This window comes from Bifidobacterium sp. AGR2158, from assembly GCF_000424225.1.
Classification (GTDB): domain Bacteria; phylum Actinomycetota; class Actinomycetes; order Actinomycetales; family Bifidobacteriaceae; genus Bifidobacterium; species Bifidobacterium anseris.
On record NZ_AUJM01000020.1, the window covers coordinates 1 to 19,651 of the forward strand.

The 19,651-nt window shown below is 62.9% G+C and carries 22 protein-coding genes; all 22 read right to left on the reverse strand.

The window, feature by feature from the left end; translation table 11 throughout:
* Nucleotides 1-206: 206 nt before the first annotated feature.
* Nucleotides 207-539, reverse strand: coding sequence for a holin (locus tag G606_RS0108145; protein ID WP_231371469.1), 333 nt, complete (start codon nucleotides 537-539; stop codon nucleotides 207-209).
* 3 nt (nucleotides 540-542) lie between these two features.
* A complete protein-coding gene (locus tag G606_RS0108150; RefSeq protein WP_026645545.1) occupies nucleotides 543-1,385 on the reverse strand; it encodes an N-acetylmuramoyl-L-alanine amidase in 843 nt (280 codons plus the stop codon).
* Nucleotides 1,386-1,454: 69 nt separating this feature from the next.
* Nucleotides 1,455-1,796, reverse strand: a complete 342-nt coding sequence (locus tag G606_RS10325) for a hypothetical protein (RefSeq protein WP_034524087.1) — start codon at nucleotides 1,794-1,796, stop codon at nucleotides 1,455-1,457.
* A gap of 15 nt (nucleotides 1,797-1,811) precedes the next feature.
* On the reverse strand, nucleotides 1,812-2,312 hold the full coding sequence (locus G606_RS11245; protein ID WP_155802861.1) for a hypothetical protein: 501 nt from the start codon (nucleotides 2,310-2,312) through the stop codon (nucleotides 1,812-1,814).
* Nucleotides 2,313-2,340: 28 nt separating this feature from the next.
* Nucleotides 2,341-2,859 carry a hypothetical protein gene (locus G606_RS0108165; RefSeq protein ID WP_026645547.1) on the reverse strand — a complete coding sequence of 173 codons (519 nt, stop codon included), beginning with the start codon at nucleotides 2,857-2,859 and terminating at the stop codon, nucleotides 2,341-2,343.
* Nucleotides 2,856-3,440: a hypothetical protein gene (locus G606_RS0108170; RefSeq protein WP_196800019.1), complete on the reverse strand. Its 585-nt coding sequence runs from the start codon at nucleotides 3,438-3,440 to the stop codon at nucleotides 2,856-2,858. Before G606_RS0108170 ends, G606_RS0108165 begins: the two co-directional genes overlap by 4 nt.
* Nucleotides 3,427-3,564: a hypothetical protein gene (locus tag G606_RS11250; protein WP_155802863.1), complete on the reverse strand. Its 138-nt coding sequence runs from the start codon at nucleotides 3,562-3,564 to the stop codon at nucleotides 3,427-3,429. Before G606_RS11250 ends, G606_RS0108170 begins: the two co-directional genes overlap by 14 nt.
* A 15-nt stretch (nucleotides 3,565-3,579) precedes the next feature.
* The gene (locus tag G606_RS10330) at nucleotides 3,580-4,794 is read right to left on the reverse strand and encodes an InlB B-repeat-containing protein (protein WP_196800020.1); all 1,215 of its coding nucleotides are present in this window, start codon (nucleotides 4,792-4,794) and stop codon (nucleotides 3,580-3,582) included.
* A 74-nt stretch (nucleotides 4,795-4,868) separates the two neighbouring features.
* Entirely contained in the window at nucleotides 4,869-8,387 is a 3,519-nt protein-coding gene (locus tag G606_RS11490; RefSeq protein ID WP_051198734.1) for a collagen-like triple helix repeat-containing protein, read from the reverse strand.
* Between the two features lie 18 nt (nucleotides 8,388-8,405).
* On the reverse strand, nucleotides 8,406-9,629 hold the full coding sequence (locus G606_RS0108190; RefSeq protein ID WP_026645549.1) for a hypothetical protein: 1,224 nt from the start codon (nucleotides 9,627-9,629) through the stop codon (nucleotides 8,406-8,408).
* A 12-nt stretch (nucleotides 9,630-9,641) separates the two neighbouring features.
* Nucleotides 9,642-10,556 carry a hypothetical protein gene (locus G606_RS10770; protein WP_051198736.1) on the reverse strand — a complete coding sequence of 305 codons (915 nt, stop codon included), beginning with the start codon at nucleotides 10,554-10,556 and terminating at the stop codon, nucleotides 9,642-9,644.
* A gap of 11 nt (nucleotides 10,557-10,567) precedes the next feature.
* Nucleotides 10,568-11,530 carry a hypothetical protein gene (locus G606_RS10355; RefSeq protein ID WP_155802865.1) on the reverse strand — a complete coding sequence of 321 codons (963 nt, stop codon included), beginning with the start codon at nucleotides 11,528-11,530 and terminating at the stop codon, nucleotides 10,568-10,570.
* Between the two features lie 4 nt (nucleotides 11,531-11,534).
* On the reverse strand, nucleotides 11,535-14,891 hold the full coding sequence (locus tag G606_RS10360) for a phage tail tape measure protein (protein WP_081664137.1): 3,357 nt from the start codon (nucleotides 14,889-14,891) through the stop codon (nucleotides 11,535-11,537).
* A gap of 13 nt (nucleotides 14,892-14,904) precedes the next feature.
* Nucleotides 14,905-15,231: a hypothetical protein gene (locus G606_RS10775; RefSeq protein WP_155802867.1), complete on the reverse strand. Its 327-nt coding sequence runs from the start codon at nucleotides 15,229-15,231 to the stop codon at nucleotides 14,905-14,907.
* Nucleotides 15,232-15,284: 53 nt separating this feature from the next.
* Nucleotides 15,285-15,797, reverse strand: a complete 513-nt coding sequence (locus G606_RS0108215; RefSeq protein WP_026645550.1) for a hypothetical protein — start codon at nucleotides 15,795-15,797, stop codon at nucleotides 15,285-15,287.
* A 77-nt stretch (nucleotides 15,798-15,874) separates the two neighbouring features.
* Complete coding sequence (locus tag G606_RS0108220; RefSeq protein WP_155802869.1) at nucleotides 15,875-16,414, reverse strand: phage tail tube protein; 540 nt, start codon at nucleotides 16,412-16,414, stop codon at nucleotides 15,875-15,877.
* 69 nt (nucleotides 16,415-16,483) lie between these two features.
* Nucleotides 16,484-16,879: a hypothetical protein gene (locus G606_RS0108225; protein WP_026645552.1), complete on the reverse strand. Its 396-nt coding sequence runs from the start codon at nucleotides 16,877-16,879 to the stop codon at nucleotides 16,484-16,486.
* Nucleotide 16,880: 1 nt separating this feature from the next.
* Entirely contained in the window at nucleotides 16,881-17,255 is a 375-nt protein-coding gene (locus G606_RS0108230) for a hypothetical protein (protein WP_034524094.1), read from the reverse strand.
* The gene (locus G606_RS0108235; RefSeq protein WP_231371470.1) at nucleotides 17,245-17,697 is read right to left on the reverse strand and encodes a DUF6093 family protein; all 453 of its coding nucleotides are present in this window, start codon (nucleotides 17,695-17,697) and stop codon (nucleotides 17,245-17,247) included. The genes G606_RS0108230 and G606_RS0108235 overlap by 11 nt, the downstream gene beginning before the upstream one ends.
* Entirely contained in the window at nucleotides 17,664-18,134 is a 471-nt protein-coding gene (locus G606_RS10370; protein WP_051198745.1) for a hypothetical protein, read from the reverse strand. The genes G606_RS0108235 and G606_RS10370 overlap by 34 nt, the downstream gene beginning before the upstream one ends.
* Before the next feature lie 6 nt (nucleotides 18,135-18,140).
* Nucleotides 18,141-19,094, reverse strand: a complete 954-nt coding sequence (locus tag G606_RS0108245; RefSeq protein WP_026645555.1) for a phage major capsid protein — start codon at nucleotides 19,092-19,094, stop codon at nucleotides 18,141-18,143.
* Nucleotides 19,095-19,113: 19 nt separating this feature from the next.
* Nucleotides 19,114-19,641 carry a hypothetical protein gene (locus G606_RS0108250; RefSeq protein WP_026645556.1) on the reverse strand — a complete coding sequence of 176 codons (528 nt, stop codon included), beginning with the start codon at nucleotides 19,639-19,641 and terminating at the stop codon, nucleotides 19,114-19,116.
* Nucleotides 19,642-19,651 lie beyond the last annotated feature (10 nt).

Consider the following 19,651-nt stretch of genomic DNA (forward strand, 5'->3'; position numbering starts at 1 on the left):
GTCGGGCTGACAGGATTTGAACACGACGCTCTGGAACCGTTGCGATTCATACGCTGTCGGTGTGCCCGACGATTTCTGTCCACTGTTTTGTCCCATCTCACGATGTGACCATCCATGTGTTTGTTCCATTCTACTCGTACCGCAGGAAACAGAAAAAGTCCCGCTCCCCTGCCAAACGAGGCAGCGGAGCGGGACATGGTTGGCGGTTATTCCATACGGTCGGCGATCGCGGCCAGGCTGGAGCCGTCGTCTGCTTCGGGGATGCCGGCGATGCTCGTCAGGAGGCTGAGCACACCGCCCATGAGAGAGATAGACAGGACATTGGCCCAGTCGGCCTGCATGAGCCCGATCACACCCGTGCCCAGCACGCCGATCGCGGCCTGCGCCGCAGTCTTCGCCGCGCGGATGAATGCAGCGCGCATCCATACGCGCATTGGGCTGGCCGACGGCTCACGGACTGGCACGCTGTCCGGCAGTGGCTGGTCCGCGTCGTCGTGCATGCGGTCGAGGTCGTCATCGGTCAGATGTTCGTCGATCATGTTTTACCATCCCATCTTGCGGTTGACGATGGCCTGTACGGCCGCATAGTTGGCTCCTAGGCGGCGCTGGCGTTCCGCGCCGTTGCCGTAGTCGCCACGGATGACCGCGTCCGCCAGCGCATTGAGATCCACGTTGGCGCTTGGCGTGGAGACGCCCAGAAGCGCGTTGACGCGGTTCTGCACGGCCTGCGCGTCATATCCGGCCGCGCGCAGGCGATTCATGCGGTCGTCGCCGTTGCCCCACTGGCCGGCGATGACCTCGCGCGCGACGGTCTCGACGCTCTTCTTCGCCGGCGCGGACGGCTTGGCCGCGGGCTTTGCCGTTGCGGACGGCTTGCTCCCGGTCATCTTGTCGTACCATTCCTGGGCGCGGTGCATGTAGGCGTCGCGCTGGGACCCGGCGATCGACGCGGGGCATTCGGTCGCGGAGAAGTCCTTGTGGAAGAACACGTTCTTGCCGTACTGCGGGCGGCCAAGGCCATAGTATTTGCAGACGGCCGCGGTCAGGTGCGCGCCGTTGTCGAGGGTGGCGTCGCTGATCTTCCACGGGTTCGTCGAGATGTCGGCATGCTCGATGCCGATGGACGTGCAGTTGGCCTGATAATTGCCGGCATGCCATGCGGTGTCACCGTCCCAGACGATCTGCGTGATGACGCCGTTCGCGTCGACCTGATAATGAGCGGACGCCTCGCGCGTCTGCCACACCCTGTAACAGCCCTCACCGGACAAATTACCGCCGTTGTGATGCAGGATGACCTTGTCGATCTTGCAGCCGTCGCGCCCTCCGGTGAAGTGCCTGTCGAGAATGAGGTCGAGGTCGGCCTCGAGCGTATCCCAGTTCTTCATGGGTGTTTTCCTTTCTGATATGGAAAGGGGTCGCGGCGGGATTGCCACGGCCCCATGGGTTGTGTCTGATTAATGAGTGGGTGGGTAGTTTTTCATGCGCTGTAGGTCGGCGATGATGCGCGATCCCGCGCCGTTGCCTCCAAGGGTGTGGTAGGAGTCGTAGATCTCCTGCGCCTCCTCGAGGTCGTCGAGTGGCACCCATCCGCGTGCCACGGAGTCACGGTGCACAGTTTTGAGCATCGACAGGGCGCTGTGCCTCGAGATGCAGTTGCGCGCCTTGACCTCGAGGGTCTCCTCGCGTTTGCACGTGGCCTGCACCCAGTCGAGCACATGCTGGACGATGACGGTGATCGTACCCGACCCGAGCACACAGCTGACTATCGTGACCCAGTCCCCTGCGGTGAGCGTCATCGTCCAATCCTTCTCTTAGGCGTAGGTGTCTCCGTTGAAATAGGCGGGAGTGGTCCCGCGATTGTCGTAGGTATCGGCCAGTTCGAGTTGCGGGTTGTACACGGCGAGCTGTGCGGGTTCGCTGTCACCGCGCGGGCCGCGGAAGCGGATGCGCAGCACGCCATCGGCCGGTGCGGTGAACCGGAACAGTTGCGCGCGCTGTGCTGGACGTCCGGGCGGCAGCACCGCGAGCGATATCCCGTCCGTTCCGATGATCTGCACAACCTCACCGCGTGACGTGTCGGAGCCGACATATCCCAGTTCGCACGCGAACACCATTGGTTTGCCGGCGCACTCGGATACGTCCAATATCCATTCGACGTATGATCCGCTGCTGCCCGGCTTCGAGGTGGCGCACCAGCCGGTACGTCCGGCCCATCCCCATACGAGGCTATTGTCGGCGACGTCGATCACACTGTTGGGCTTCGCCCCATTGCCCTTGCAGGCAGCGTTCAAAAACCAGTTTTTGCGAATCATGCCGCCACCACCCATGCAGAGAGGGCGGTTACGGGATTAGGACTGGCGGCCCGCTTTGCGCGTCCTTGGGCGGCGCGAACCACGGCATCGTCAGGACACCGTTTTCGAGCAGTTGTTTGACCGTCGCCCAGTCCTGCTCGCCGAATACGGCGCAACCCTCCAATGTGACCCATCCACATTCGCGGAATATCCACAGCTCGTGCGCGCCGGCCGCTACCGAGATACGGCCGGCGACCCATCCCATTCGATCCGTGAGCGCCGCTCCCTCGGTCGTGTCCGTACTCGATATGCGTTGAGTGGTGGCGTTGCGCGGTAAGCATAGCTTGTCCGGCGCGTCGCATGAGTAGACGCAGACGAGTACATCCCCCACCTTGCTTGGCGAATAGCCCATGTCGAACTTGAACGTTCCCTCGAAGTGGCCGCCCGGTGGTGTCCGGTACGACCATTTGCCCATATCCGTATCCTGCGTCTTCTCCACATTCCACGTATAGGTCGCAAGCTTCTCGCCGTACGGCGTCGCGCACAGATTCCTGATCTCCACGCTCATGTGCACACCCCCAGACGAGGACATGCACAGCGGAATGCGGGCGCAGAGCTAAGAGGAGGTACCCCCCCCGTGATAGCAGCGTCGCCATCGAACCATGCGATGCACTGCTTGATCATGGCGTCGTAGTCGCCGGCGGTCATGAGCAGCACCTGCCGGTAGCGCGCCTTCTGTCCGTCGGCCATTGGCGCGTAGAGGCGCATCGTGACCTGCTGTGCAGTAGGCAGAATGAAACGTGCCGCGTATCGGGTTCGGTCGCGCCCCGTGTATGCGGCGGTGGCGAGCACCGACCCGTCCGCGCCCGTGACGAGCAGGATACGGTTTTGGAAGGTGGGCATGTCGCCAGCACCTGAATACGAGTTGAGCATCACGCCAGCCACATAGTCGCCGGCAGGCAACGTATCGGACTGCCAGCTCGCATAGATGTTGCCGATCTGATTCGCCATGCCGTCCGTCGCATCAGGCGTGGTGACGAGCATTCCATCGCCCAGCGTGATGTCGCACTTGTTCCCTATCCACGTGTTGGCCGTGTTGTTGGCCGGTTTCGGATTGACGCACAGATTCCGTGATTCACGCATGACCATCCTCCTCTCCCTGTCGTGTCTGCAAGACGCGTATCTGCGCGGTGAGCACCGCATTCTGATACGCAAGCTGCGCGTTCTGCTCACGCAGCACTGCGATCAGCTCCTGAGCGGGTACCTCGATCATCGCTTCCTCCTTGCCTTAAATGAATATGACGTAGTTGACGCGGAACATGCCGGACACGGCCGAGGCGCACCACACGTACCATTGCCGTGTGCTCGACGCGTACCCGGCGCCCGTCAACACCACGTTCTGCGCGTTGACGTCGCCGTTCGACACGAACACGGTCGGATGCCCCTCGTCGATGTCGATGCCGGTGATGGACGCCCATTGCGTCTCGGTGAACAACGTGTGGCGCATCGCCGGCGCGGACGGCGTGATGACGGTGCTGCCCTGGAACATGCGCGGCATGCGGCACCCGTTGATCCTGACCGGCGTGCCATAGATGTTCACCCCGTTCGCGGGTGCGGGAGCGCCGATGCCGATACCCTCGCCGTCCGCGGACACGTCCATGATGAACCGTGCCGGGCCGATGGTCGTGTACCGGGTGACGGTCGCGTACTTGTCGGTCAGCGTGCAACGCAGCTGATACGAGCGGTCGATGTCGAACCCGTCGAACGTGGCCGTCGTCGTGTTCGTCCCGCTGCCGGACGTGGCCGACGCCTCAAACTCCGACCATGCGCCCGACGCGTCCTTGTACGCGAATCCGAGCGTCCTGCACGAATTCGACGCATCCGCGGACGCGTCCACGTTCCAGTCCGCCGTGAACCGCACCGACGTGCCCGACGAGTCCGGGTTGCCGTCCGCGTCCACACGCAGCGCCGAGAACGAACGGATATCCGGCGGTCTGGTGGCCAGCGCCCACACCGCGTACAGGGTCACGTCCCTGTCGGCCCCGTAGCGGCCTGCCGGCTGATAGTTCACCGCACCGTTGCGCACGGTGGACCATCCCCGGAACGTGTAGTTCGCCCTCGTGGGACGCGTCCCGCTCAGCGTGAGCACCTCGCCGTACCATTTCGTCTGCGCCCCGGGAGCGCCGCTGCCGCCGTTCGCGTCATACGTGACACGATGAGACGGCAGCGCGGGCACCGAGACGGTCATGGTCGCGCCGGACACGCCCGCCGCATAGCCGGTGACGCGAATCTCACCGCCGCACTGGATCGTCTGCACGCCTTTCGTCTTCGCTACGGTGAGCGTCTTCGTGGCCATGTTCACGGTCTGCCCGGAATTCACGCTCACCCCGGAACGGTCAACGTTCGCCCACTGCCCGTTCACGCCCGCGCTGCCACGTACCGTCAAACCGCTGTACCAGTAGCCGTTCACGGTCTGGATCGCCGCCGTGCACGAAATGGTCACGCTCGAGTTGTTCTGCGACGTGACCGCCGCATACATCTCGCAACGCCAATTACCCTGTACCGGCCCTGTAGGCATCACGCACCTCCGTTTCCGACATACTGCAACGACATGTGCCCGTTCTCACGCGGCATCCACGCGAAATTACCGATCCTGAGTGTGTTCATGACCTGCGCGTTGTTGATGTACAGCTGCTCGTTGCTCACGTAGGCCGCCGTCGTCTCACCCGCCTTGAACTCCAATCGGGTGCTGGTCAGCTGCATCCGGTACGCGGCCTCGTCCGTCATGTCGCCTATGGTCAGCCCGTTCGACGGGTCGAAGCTCATGTACTGTCGGCGCGCCTCGACCTCGGCGTTCAGCGCCTCGTTCGTCGCGTCGATACGACCGCCGATATCCATGAGCGCCGTATCCAGCCGCTCCTCGACCACCAGACCGGACACGCCAGTATCGATAGGCCCGTCCGTCAGGAAACTGATGACCGTCTCGCCGCCGCGAGTCACCGTGACCCCGCGCGAATCGATGGCGACACGGTTATCCGCATCCTCCGACGTGTAGAAGTTCGAACCGAGCACCTGCCCGCCCGTGACCTTCGCCGCCCTGATCTCCAGATTGCTCGACAGACCACCGTCCATGAGGATGTTGCCATCGTTGTCGAGCGTGAACGAAACGTTGCCGTCGGTGTCATAGGCGACCAGACCACCTGAGGTGAGCTTGAGTCCCTTCTTCTCCTCCGCGCTCGTCTGCAACGTGGGAGCCGTGATCGTCGCACCGCTGATGTCGCCGCCCGACTGCAATGCGCCCTTCAACGAGAGCACCCATTCGCCGTTCTTCTTGGCGAATGTGAGCGAGTCCATGAGGTTCATGCCGGACGAATTCCACTGCATGAGCGTAGAGCCGCCACTGTCCTTGATGACGATGTTCGAACCCTCGATCAGACCGGCCTTGAACTCGCCAGCATCGATCACCGGCGCGTGCAACGCACCATCCACGATATAGGCGTCACGCAATGTCACGCTGCCGTCCGAGGACAGCATCGTCACCGTCGCGTTCCCGCCAGCATCCTTCAGTACGAGTCCTTCGTCGTTCAGCACGATTCTCTCGTTCTGCGAGATGAACGTGCCGCCCTTCACGATCTTGCCGTACAGGGCTGTGGCGGCGATCGCGTCGGCGGTGACCGCACCTGCAGCGATCTTTTCCGCGGTGATCGCGTTCGCGGCGATCAGGCTGGCGACGATCGAACCGGAGGCGATGATATGCTCCGCGTACAGGATGTACGCGCTCCACCCGTCCCCGTTCCAAATCCACGTGTGACCGATCTCATCCGAATGGTCCACGAGCACCGATACGGACTTGTTCGGCTCGCCCTCCCAATACGTTTTGAGCTTGTCGGATGGTTGCAGCCACATGTCACCGGGCTTGAGCTTCGCTTTGATATCAGCGCTCGAAGCCGGGTCGGTCTTCTGGAAGAAGATTCGGTTCTTCGAGTCGGCGGTCGTGAACGCGAGGCTCGCAGAATCAGCCGCGTCGATGGCCTTCTGATCGGCTGCGACCGCCTTCGCGTCGGCGTTCGCAGCGGCCACGGCAGCAGCCTCAGCTGTCTTCTGAGCCTTGCTCGCGGCCAGTTCCAGCTCACGGATATGTGTGTAGTCGATCAGCGAGCAGTCATCGAAGTACGCGTCTACCGGACTCGCGAACTGGATGCACGCGCGAATCCACTTCACCCCTCCCGGCACGAGCACGATCTGCTCCGCACACGTCCACGTATCACCCGTGAACACCATATCAGTCACGGCAGCAGTGAACTCCTGCCAGTTCGCATCAGCCGGGTCGTCCGCGTTCGACCACTGCAACCGCAAGCCGCCACTATCAGCACCGCTGACCGCGGTCAACAGCTTGTACCACGCGGCGAACCGGTAGTACCGCCCCGTCGTCACCTGCACAGGATTCGTGCTCGCCAGCATCGCCGTACCACGGGACCCGTTCAGATACGCACGACACGACCCCGAACGAGACCACGCCGACCACTGCAACCACGCGGCACCCTCCACATCCGTCGTCCACCCCGTCGCACCATCCTCGAACCCTGGATTCACCAGCAGCTCCTGCGCATTCTGCCGCGCCGCATCCACAGCAGCCTGAGCGCTCGTAGCGGCCTGATCCGCCGCCACCGCAGTAGCGGATGCCTGAGTCGCCACCGACTGCGCATTATCGGCAGTGCTTTTCGCCGTGGCCGACGTGCTCTTGGCCTCGTCAGCAGCAGTCTTCGCCGTGTTCGCCATCGTCGCAGCATTCGCCGCGGTCCGCACCGCGTCACGAGCCGAAGTCTCAGCCGCCTGAGACGCCTTATAGGCGGAATCAATCTGCACGTCAGTCCACGAGAAGGTCCCATTGGAATAGTCAACGCGATACGTGGTATACAGCTGCTTGTCACGGTCATATGCCGGTTCCGCCGTTCCCCAAGGCGATACCGGTGTCTGAGTGGTCGGCTTGTCCGGTTTGCTCAGCGACAGTGCGAAGTAGATAGTGACGGCAGTGATCGAGATGCCGGCTGCTCCCGTTGCTCCGGTATCTCCCTTATCTCCTTTCGGCCCCTGCGCGCCGGTGTCGCCCTTGTCTCCCTTATCTCCCTTCGGGCCTTGCGCGCCCGTAGCTCCGGCCGCACCTGCCGGCCCTTGCGCGCCGGCCGCACCAGTGTTGCCGGTGACAACGGTAGGGTCGCTTGTCACCGTAGTGTTGTTTCCCTTGCCGATGATGGTTCGCATCCACACATACGCGCCATCGGCAACCGTAGGAGTGCTCGTGCTCCACCCGGTCTCAGGAGCCGTGGTATTGGAAGAGGAGACCGCGTATTCCACCGTCACATTCGTGACCGTGTTACGCTTCGCGTCGGCAGCATTCGCCGCGGCCGTGTTCGCTGTCGAAATCGCCTGAGACGCCTGAGACATGGCACTGTTCGCCGTCGAAATCGCGGAGCCGGCCATGTTCTGCGCCGTATCCGACTTATTGCCGATGGTCGTTATCTGCGACGACTGAGCCAGAATATCCTGTTTCGCCTGAGCCACATCCGACTTCACGCCGTTGAGCACAGTACCCTGATTGGCGAGCTTGTCGTCCAAATCCTGCTGCGCCTTATCGGCAGCGGTCTTGTACCGGTCGAACTCCCTTCCTGCGTCCTCGATCGCAGACGCGTTTGAGTCCGCCTTGTCCTTCGCCTTCTGCGCGAGCGCCTGAGCCGCACTGGCAGCATCCTTATTCTCCGCGATATCATGCTTGGCCTCGTTTATCGTCGTGTTGACGATAGTGATCTGCGTTGCCGTATCAGCCTTGGCCGCCTCGAGGATCGCATCACCCCGAGCATCCAGCTCCTCCTGACTGATACCTTCGAACAGCGGCGCTTGCTCACCCGTCTCCGGATCATACCGGTTGATGCCCGCCTCGGCGTCCTCGCCGACAAGAATGCCCTTACCGTCCGCATCCGCATAATACGCGGTACCCGAACGACGCGTCTGCAACGATTTCGCCGTGCGCATCGCACGCATCGCGAGCAGTAGCGGCACATCCTCCGCCTTAGGGCTGATGATCGGATGCTGAGCCATACGAAACCTCCAAAACACTCAGACGGAGGGATCCTCCATCACATCGAACACAAGCTCCACACGGTCGGACTCGTCACCGCTCATCTCCATGAGTCGAGTCCGATACGTCCCATCCGGCAACGGCGCATACCCCGAAATATGCAGGTCGAACAGCTCACCCGGCCAATACGACCCCAACGGCAGCAGCGGATTGCCCATATCATCGGCGTCATCCGCGTGCACGACACCCTTAATCTGCATGAGCGGACGACCGTTCGCCTTCAGTACGCTGCGCGCATGCGCAAGCAGCACATCATACGTGTCCGTATCCGAATCCGAATACGTCATCTCCACGAGCGGCCACGGATCATTCGATCGTTCCACCAAAGACAGGTCCTGCGCGAACGCGCACTTCTGCGCCTTGTCCTGCCCAGTCCCCGACGAATACACGCGCATCACGGGAGCGAGATGATCCACCGTCAGCTCGCCTATCGTGCCGCCAGCCGGATGATAGGCGAGCTGATGGATGACATGCTGTCCCAGATACTGTTCGGCGTCCGAACCGGCGACAAACCGGTAGCGCACATGCGTGCCGTCATCAGTCAGATACGGACGGAACTGCATATCCGGCCCCTCCAACACGTTCGACAGGTTATCGAACAGCTTCCGGCACGACAGATTCTGAATATCCCACGCCTCATACGCGCGGGCGCGTGAACCACGCTCCCCACGATACGACCAGTCAACAGGCATGTAGCCACCCGGCTTCGCCTGCGTGCACAAGTAGCCTATCTCGGACGCGATGCCACGATACGACATTCCGTCGAACCGTATCACGTCCGGCGATGTGTGGTTCGGACCCGCCGCATACCTGCCCTCACGCACCAGATAGCGCGACTCGAGCACGGACAATGGAGACTGCACCGCGAAACTCGTATCCTGCGCCGTGTCGTTACGCACGCCGATGACGCCGCCGACGATGGGACGTCCGAGCATCGCCGGCGGCATCGTCACATCCCTCCACAGGGACACGACACCACGCCGACCCGTCGCTACGTTCAGCCGTTTCCGCGCATAGTCGGCGCCTGGAATCTCAGTCCACGGCACCGTGAGCCCATCAGACTCATAGTCGCCGGCGTCTTTGTCCTTGCACGTGGCGAGCGACGAATCGGACACGCCCACCTTCCAACTGAACGCAGGCAGGTCGATGGGAGCACCCAGCTCGCCGCTCATCGCCTGATACAGGTAATGACGCCACGGCATACGCCCACCTCCTTAGCGGACAGGACCCTGATCGGTCACACGCAGCACGAAGCCCGGCAGCACGCCGCCATGGAACTTCACTCCAGCGTTACCGTTGCCTTTCTTGACGATCACATCCACGTCATGAGTGCCACGAACGCATTCGGCACGGTCGGTCACATACTTGTCATCCCACGCCCCATAGCACGTGATGTAATGATTCATCCCGTACTGGCGTCCGTCGATACGGAACCCGACCATCAGCTCGCAGTACTTCTTGAAATCCAACGCGCCACCCGGCGGGTCGCATGCCGGATTGCACGTAAGCTCGAACCTGAGCATACGGTCAACGGGAATCATGATCTGCGTACGGCAGTACGACGTCCAATTCGTCGAATTGAACGTGAAATCATTGCTCAAACGCGTGAACCCGATCGTCCGACCATTCGTATACTTGGACACCGCATAGTCCACCGACCCATCAACTGTCACGTTCTGCGTGCTCGCCGCACCGGCAGGCACCCTGACCCGACGCACCAGCGTCGAATTAGGCGGCAACGACGGCGCGACCGGATTCGAGGCAGGCTCACCTTGCGTCACGCCTATCTCGACCGCGTTGCCGTGATCATACAGGTCGTCCTCCGCATGATACTCGATCTCATTGTTCGACCGGATCCACACGCAGTCGATACGCGGATTCGATGACGTGTTCGCCGAAACGACCGGCGACTGACCTCCCGGCCAGTACGCGAGCGTCATACCATCCGCTGTACTGCGCTGACACAACGCCACACCCTCCGTGACCTGATACGTCAGGTCGGCACGCCCACGCACATCCAACCCGTCGATGATGCCATCGCACTCGTATTCGGCGGCGATGATATGCCGATGCTCCATCGGCGTCAACCCCGCACCATCACGAGTCGCAGCAACTCCCAATGCACCCATGAGTTATCTCCTTACATGTAGGTGTCGTGCGCCGAACAATCGACGTACCCCCTGCCCATCGTCATCAACTCCACACGCAAATCACCGTGCGGCGGTACGGTCGGGAACCCACGGCTCCTCAAACCGGCGGAACAGTCAGCCCCATCGATACTCGCCCGTCGGGTACGCGCATCCAACAGGACAGGAACATCCCCGACAGGTTCCCCGTATTCCAACGTGAGACCGGTTCCGGGGAATGACAGTTTGATACCGTGCTCGAGCGGACCATGCACGAGGAACTGCGGGAACGCGGGAGCACTGCCCGTATTGTGCAGCACGCCGGCGGTCATGTTGTCCGTCTCGGTGAACTCGAAATACGAGAGCGGATAATGCAATCCGCTCGTGCCGGCGTTCGTGTCCGTCACGAGCACGCTCACGCTGTTGTTCGGTTCGCCCTCCCAATACGTCGCGAGTCGCGGCCCATAACACAGACCGACTCCGGCCACCCCCTGCTCGTTGCACGTCAACTGCAGCAGGTGCGCATCCCATGAGAGGATCTGCGGACGCGGACAGACGACCACCACCTGACCGGTCATCGTCTGCCAGTTCACATTCTGCGCGGTTTCGGCCACGTCAATCGAATCCACGTAGCCGCGGCACATATGGTCACGGTCCCCGTCGATGACACGGACAGTCACCTCACGGCCAAGCAGCGCACGCAACGCGTCCTGCATGGCGAGCATCCGCTCGCGACCGTCCCACGATTGGGCGAGCAGACGGTATTGGATGGTGACGGTGCGCGCCGAATACAACAGTTCCGACTCGGCCACGTCATGCGCACCGTCACCCTCCCGTCGTTCGGTCAGATCGACCTTCGAACCCGGAGTGCCGAGCCAACCCTCGAGTCCACGCAGAATACCGACACCGGCATCCGGCGAACCATCCAACGTAACCGGTTCGGCCAACCCGTCGCCGTACAGCATCACAACGCTCATACGTTTACGCTCCCATCATGCTCGAGCCGACGAAACGAAGTTTTGCGGCGATGATGTCCGACTGGGTGCGCGGAGACGCGGCACCGCGCATGTTGAACGTGTTGTACTGCGAATACTGGGGAGCCACCGCACGGTCACGAACCTCACGCACATACGGTTCGGCGGGAGACGCCTGAGCCGCGACCATGCCGCCATGCGCATAGCCTTGCGAATCGCCATACGAACCGTTGTTGATGGACTCGAGCAGGCCACGAAAACGACGTGCCTGAGCGGCCCTCACCACGAACTCGCCGTTCGACAGGCGGGCAGGAATGCTATCGGACGTGCCGGTTCCAGGACCGAACACCATACCGCCCGACGCCTTGGGAATCGTACCGCCATGCACCTTCTCACCTTGAGACGTGTAGTAGGTCTTGACGGTGAAGGATTTGTCGCCGATCCGCATCTGCTGGATGCGGCCGATCTGCTGTTCGACCGCGGCCGCGCCGGTTGCGGTGATGGCGAAGCTCTTGTCGTTGATCTTCTGCTGCTGCACTTGCTTCACGGACTTCATCGCCTGTCCGTTGTTGCCGTAGATGTATCCGGTTTTCGGATCGATCTTCCAGCCGTTCGATTCGGCCACATGCTTCCAGTAGTCATTGTCATTGCCCAATAGGAAGCCGGTTTTCGGGTCGATCGTCGCGCCGTTGGCGATCGCGAGCGCGATGTCGTACTGGTCCTTGTTGAGCATGAGCGTGCCGGTTTTCGGGTCGATCGTCGCGCCGGTGATTTCGGCGAGTGCCTGCATGGCTTGCTTGTTGTTGCCGTAGACCATGAATTGGCCGTTGGGCATGGATTGCAGGCGCAGTTTGGTGTCGTCGATCTTCTGGTTGGCTTCGGTGGTGTCGGCGTCGACGGTGGGGTCCGCGTTGGTCTGGTCGAGTTGTTCGAGGCCTTGTTTGAGTTCCTCGGCCTTGTCTCGGCTCAGGCCGAATTTGTCGGCGAGTTCGGCGGCTTTGTCGCGGTTGATGCCGGCGGCGACTGCGGCGTCGATGAAGGCGTCGCGGGCGCCGGCGAGGGCGTCTCCGGCGCGTTTGGTGGCGCCTTCCATGTCGCCGGTGGCTTGGCCTTCCTCGAGGATCTTCGTCGCGGTGTTCTGTGCCTGACCGGCGAGGTCGTAGAGTGCGGATTTCGCTTCTTCGCCTTTTTCCTGCATGCCGGCGAGGTAGTTGCCGTTTTCGTCGAGCACCTTGCCTTGTTTGGTGAGCTTGTCGACGGTTTCTCTGATGCTTTCGTCGAGCTGGACCTGCGCCTGTGCGGCGTTGAGCGTGGGGGTTTCCATGGAGAAGAGCGCGTCGATGAGGTCGTCGAGGGCGTCGGCGTATTCCTCGGCTGCGCTTTGGGATTCGTCCATGGCGCCGGTGAGTTCGTCGGTGCCGTCTGCGGCGTCCTTGGCGGCGTCGCCGGTCTGGTCGGCGGATGCGGCGAGTTCCTCGTTGGCTTTCTTGGCGGCGTCGGCTTTCTCGCTGGCGTCCTCGTAGGCGCCGGACAGGTCGTTGAGGTCGCTTTTGAGCAAGCGTGCGAGGTGGAATTCCTTGGTGTCGGAGTCGTATTTCGACCATTTGTCGATGACGCCGTTGATCTTGTCGAGCGCACCCTGGTCGCCTTGCGCGGCGCGCACGAATTCGCTCATGCTGATGCCGGCCTTGTCGAGCGCTCCGGAGAGGTTGTCGACGCCGCTCTTCCACCGGTCGTACCATCCGTAGTCGACTTCCTGTATCTGCTTGACCATTTTCTCGGACACGTTCGCGCCCGATTCGATGGCCGCCTCGAGCTCCTGTGTGCGCGCCTTGGCCTTCTGGACCTTTTCGGCGTAGCCGGCGAGCAACGTGCCGGCGATGCCCAGTGCTATGCCCCAGCCGCCGCCGAGCAGGCTCCATACGCCCTTGGAGATGTTGCCTAGACCGCTTGTCGCTGTCTGGGCGCGAGTCATGCCATTGGACATGAGCTCGGCGCCGCGCGCGTTCGTCACAAAAGACTTCGCCAGATCCGAGAAGCCTGCATTGAACTGCGGCAGCGCCGACTGTAGCCTCTGCACCGGGTCCCATACCAGTCCCATCGCCTGACCGAACCCGCTGGTGGAGTTCTTCAAATCGCCGAGGCCCTTGTGTAGGCCGGCGAACACGCCGATGAGCAGGCCGCCTTTGACGACCCACTGTTGGATGCTGGGGTCGAGGCTCGCGAACGCGTCGACGACGCCGGTGATGGACTGCACGATGTCGCGCAACGCGCCGTTCGCACCACTGCCCGTCTTGATGAGCGCCGTCTCAAGGGCGCCGGAGAGCTGCTCCATGTCGCCTTTGAGGTTGTCGGTCTTCGCGGCCGCCATCTCGGCCGCCACACCCGACTGGGAGACGGTCTGCGTCCACTCGGCGACACCATCCGCACCCGCCTCGTAGAGGGCGTTCGCGGCGCGCACCGCGTCAGCGCCGAAGATCGTCGCCATGGCGGCGTTGCGCTGCTCCTGCGTCAGGCCGCCCATCTGGCTCTTGAGCTGGCCGGCCAACGATTCGAGGCCGACGAATTCACCGGAGGCGTCATACGCGTTGATGCCAAGCTCCTCCAATGTGGCGGCGGCTTCCTTCGACGGATTCGCCAAACGCTGCAGCATGGACTTGAGGCTCGTGCCGGCATCCGAACCGATCATGCCCGTGTTCGCGAACAGTGCGAGCGCACCGGTCGTCTCCTCCATCGAGATGCCGAAACTGTTGGCGACCAGACCAGCCTGCGACAATGCGTAGCCGAGATCCGCCGCGGAACCCTGTGCGGCCGCCGCGCCGGCCGCCAACGCGTCGGCGACCCTGCCCGCGTCCGAGCCCGTGAGATTGAACTGCGCGAGTGTGGAGCTCATGAGCTCCGCGGCATCGGCGACCTCCATGCCGTCGGACGCGGCGAGGTTCAACGCGCCGGACAGGCCGCCTGAGAGCACATCAGCGGTGCTCATGCCCGCCTTGGCCAGCTCGTTGATGGCCTGCGCGGATTGCGTGGCGTTGTAGACGGTGCTCTTGCCCGCGTCGAGCGCCGCGTTCTTGAGCGCGTCGAGTTCGTCGCCGGTCGCGCCGGTGTTGGCCTTGACCTCGCTCATCGCCTCGTCGAAGTCCGCGAACATCTTCACGCCGGCGACGCCGAACGCGAGCGACATGGCGCCGACGGCCATGCCTGTCTTCGTGGCCGCCGTCTCGAACTGCCGCACACGGTTCGTCGGTTTGACGATGGTCGTGGCGAGCTTTTCGGTCTGCGCGCTGGCGGCCTGCATCTTCGCCGAGTAGTCGGAGATGTTCGCGGTCAGGCGGACCATGATGTTCTCGTTAACGGCCATCATCAGCTCCTTCTATCTATCGTCGTGGGCGCAATCGTGTGGTCTGTGAGTGCGGCGCTTCGACGACGCCGCTTTTCACGTACTGCTGCATGGCGAACTCACGTGCCTGCGACGCGAAGCACACGTACACGTCGGCGCCGTCGAACATTTGTCTGAATCGGGTTTCGTCGTGGCAGATGGCTGGATCCATGCCGCACAACGGGCACACGTGCGTCTGCTCGTATCTCTCGAGGGCGAGCATCCACGTCTGCTCGCACTCGTCCCATTCGATCTCGTCGCCCATGCTCGGCGTCCATCCGCGGAACTGCTTGTAGCTGACGCCGAGCGTGCGTGCGGTGCGCAATGCCGCCAGCAGCATCGGGTCGGCGGCGATGCGGTCGGCGAGCCGCTCGAGGATTACGCTTTTGGGAGGGAGACCGCCGGAGTGTTGAGCCGTTGGATGACGGGGAGCATGGTCAGCAGCTGCGAGTCGGGCATCTGCCCGAGCAGGCCGGCCAATTCCGTGTCGGAGAACGCGATGGGTTCATCCGGCGTGGGCTTCATGTGCGCGCCGGTCGCCATGCGGGTCATGGCGTCGCGGATGACGCCGAACGTATCCTGTGCCGGCTCGCCGCTCTTCGGGTCGGTCGTGGTGTGTTCGGCGATGACCTGCTCCCACGAGCTGGCGTTCAGGCCCTGCAGGTCGATGACGAGCGTGCCGTCGTTCACCGTCCTCATGATGTCCTTGAGTTCGCTTCGCAGCTTCTTCGCCTCGTCGGCGCGCGCCGACAGTTCGCTTTCGGTCATGCCCGCGGCCGATGCGGATTCGAGGGTCTCGAGTCGTTTGGCGAGCACGCGTGACCGGTCGAGCGCGTCGAGGTCGGTGACCACGTCCACCTGCGCGGTCGGTCGTTTGATGGATGGCAGCATATGATCGTCTCCTGTATGGGAGGCCCGCCGCCGTATCATGGGCGGCGGGCCGCTGATCGATTATCGGTTGGCACCGGTCACTTGCCGGCGGTGCCGGCGGCCACGACCGCGGTCTCGTCCTGGGCGCCCGGACTCACGGAGAAGGTGATCTGGGAGAGCTGACGCTGGTTGACGGCGTGGGCGACCGGGGTCTTGATGCCGATCGTGACCGGCAGCACCGACACCTTCTGCCCGGCGGCGAACGGTTCGGCGGACGGCAGTCCTCGGCGGCGCACGAAATAGCCGGTCGTGCCACGCGTGAGCGTCTCGACGAGCTCGTTTCCCACCGCTTTGCCGTCCGCGTCGACGCGGTTGATGTTGTCGATGACACGCAGCGTCGTGTCCGTCCACGTCTCCTGCCCGGGGATCTGACCGACCTCGGCGCTGCCTTCGCGGTCATCGTCGATCATGTTCTGCCCGTGCGTGGCGGAGAAGCCGTCAGCGGTAAGCCACATCGACATGTCGAGCACGCCGGTGGTCAGTTCGGCCACGGTCGGCGCGCTGACGTCTTTAAGCGTGGGGACGAAAACGGTCTTGACCATGCCGTCTTCCAGCGAGGCGGAAACCTCTGTAGTCATAATGAATACCTCCAAAAAGGTTGTAGAGAACAAATCAAATACTGTGTTATTGAGAGCGGCCGGGAGAGCCTATGTCTCCCAGCCGACCGTCCATGTGAGCACACGCATGGAGAAGGGTGAACCCGTCATCGGCGACACCAATTCGGCCTGATACACGCCGGAATCACGGTCCGGCACCAGGCAGCCCAATCCGTTGCCCGGATACGCGCCGTCGAGCACGGTCTGCAATCTGTCGCACACGATACCGATGGACTCGTCGTTCTCACCGACGACCCGAATATCCAGACGGCCCATGTGCGAGCAGGTGCGCAGGTTTTCGGTGCTGTCCCGGCCGGTCTCGCTGAACGAGACCACGACCCACGGCGGGGAGGCTCCCTGCGCGGGAACTCCCAGATAGGTGCGCCAGCCGGGTAGTTTCGGCACGAGCGCGAGCACCCGGTCACGGGCGTCAACGTATGCGACCATGTCAGTCCAATCCTTCCATGGCCTCACCGAGATACCGCTTCCACGTATCCAGCTCGGCCTCCGCATGCTCGTAGAACCGGTGACCGCCTCCGCCCTTCGACGTGCCGAAGAACGCGATGTTCGCCAATCCGCCGGCTTTCGCTTCCGGACCGATCTGGATGGTCACGGTCATCGGAGCCGACAGGAACGGCTCCTCATACTGGATGGGGATCCTTCGGATGCCCGCGTTCGACGAACCACGCAGGTCGGCCTGCACCGCCTTCTTGATGTTGACGGCGGCCTTCACGGTCGTCGCCCTCACCCTGCGGGCCTTCACGCTCGGCGCACTCCGTAGTTTGCCGGCGAACGCGCGCAACTGCGAGACGTCACTCATCATCAACCTCCGCTTCCGCAGGCATCTCGGACACGTTCCACCGGCGAGCCGTGGCCCACGTCTTCTCCGACTGCAGATTCACCAGTCTCAGGCGCCGCCCCACGAGGGACGGGTCGCGACTGTGCATGATGACGGCGATATCACCACTCACAGCGGTCTCCACCGTGACCGGCAGGTGCAGGTAGAGCGCCCAGACGGGCACGTTGCCGCCGACGTTCGTCGAATCACCCGCCGCCGACACGACCTGGGATGCGACACCGCCGGCGGTCTGCACCTTGCACCTACCCTCATAGACGAGCGCGGTCTCCGGCGCGGCCACTCCGGTCGTCCGGTCCACGATCATCCGCCCGGTCGGATGCACGATGCGACACTCGTCGGCCATGAGGGACTCGGCCATGCGCCGCCCGTCGGTCAGGACGTCTCCGACCCAGTCAGCGTCCACCATGGGAAACCATCTCCCTCATAGCCGTCGAAATCACCACGCGTCGTATGCACCGTGCCCACACCGGCGATAACCGAATCGGACGGTGGCCTCACCGAGTCGAGGATGCTCTTCTCGTCCGCGGTCAGATACAGTCCGGACTGTTCGACCTTACGGCTTCCGCCGTCCATCGCGTCATCGATCTGCCGCGTCCACTGCGTCTCACCGTTCGGATTCACGTAGTAGCGCGCCGCGCACGACAACGCCACGTCGTTCAGCTCCTCCGGCAACCCGTCGGCTGGGACCTCGTCGCCGGCCCACGAACATGCCGTGTACCGGCGGATGAGATTCGACGCGGCACGCAGGATACGGGCGGCGCGCTTCACATCATGCTCGTCGGTGATGGGCTCGCCGAGCCACTCGCCGAGTTCGTCAGGAGTGGCGAACGCTTCGATCGACACGATTCATCACGCCCCGGCGCCGGCGGACGCGGTGGACGGGATGATGAAGCCGGCAGGATACTGCTTGCCCTTCGTGCCGATACGGGTCATCGGGTTCGCGACGGCGAAACCGACACGCATCACGACACGCATGATCTTCGAATCCTGCTGCATCGCGTTGTACACGATCTTGCCGGCCTTGTCGGAGATGACACCCTCCTCGAAGATCTTGAACGTGATGTCCTGACGCACGCCGTACACGAACTTCGTCCAGTCCGCGGCGAGCAGCGTCGCCTTCGTGGCATCCCACGAACCGTTACGCACCGGATTGAGCGGCTGACCATACAGCGTGTTCGGCTGTCCCTCGGCGAGCGGATTGCCGTAGATCGGCTGACCGTTCGCGTCACGCATGCCGCGCAGCTTCCAGTCAAGCCCCGCCTGCGACGCGAAACCGTTCACATCGAACCCTTCCTCGGCGATCTTGCCGGCAAGGTCAGTGACGTCCTTCGGCAGGTCGGCGGTCGCGGTGACCGTGTTGCCGGCGGCCTTCGCCGCCTTGAACACGTCATCGCCCCACGACGCAGGCTTGTCGACGCCGAACAGCGCGGCCTCGTCGACCTTCTTGCCGAACGCCTCGGCGATGAGCGGACGGATGGCGCCCCACAGGTCGATGTCCGCGTCCTCCACGACGGAATCCGGAATCGGGACGAGCACCGCAAGCTCCTCCGCGGTGATGGTCACGTCCTCCCAACCGGTCTTCGTGGTCTGCTTGAGACCACCCTCGTCGACCCAGTACGCTTCCGGCAGGGTCGCCAGAACCGGCTGCGTCTTCTTCTTCTTGCTCATCGGCACCTTGCGGGCGCGCGTCATAATGACGGACGACTCCGGCAGGGTCTGGATGATCTCGGTGCTGTGCTCGTCCGGGATGAGATTGTCGCCCAGATCGGAACGCTTGATGACATCGGCGAAATTCTCGGCCATGATGTTTCCTTCCTATGTTTCAGTGTTTCGCCAGCGCGTCGCGAATCCAGTCGGTATGACGCGGCTTCGTCGGGTCGGTGCCACCGGACGGTCTGCGACGCAATGGGTTGATGTTGCCTTCCGGCCCGGCGGACGCCTTCGCCGCGTCGAACCTTGCCGCGAGCTTCGCGGCGCGAGCGTTCAGCTCTTCGGGAGTGCCCGAACCGAGGAAATCCATGTCCCCGTCCGTCAGCTGCGGATATTTCGCGCGGATCTGCGCGAGCGTGCGCTCCGCCTTGACCCGTTCGAGCTGCTCGCGGGCCTCGGCGAGGTCACGCTCGGCCTTCTCCTTGTCGGAGAGCCTTTCGTCCTCATAGGCGCGGTTCCTCTCCTTGAGGCCCTTGTTCTCCTCACGCAGATGCTGCACGAGGTTCCACGCCTTCTCGGGATCGAACTGTTCGCCAGCCTTCTCCCACGGAGACTGCTCCTTGTGATCCTCCGGATTCGTCTGCGCGTCGTCCTGCGACACGTCCGGCTTGTCCGGTTCGGTGGTGTTTTCCTCGGCCATACGGCCCTCC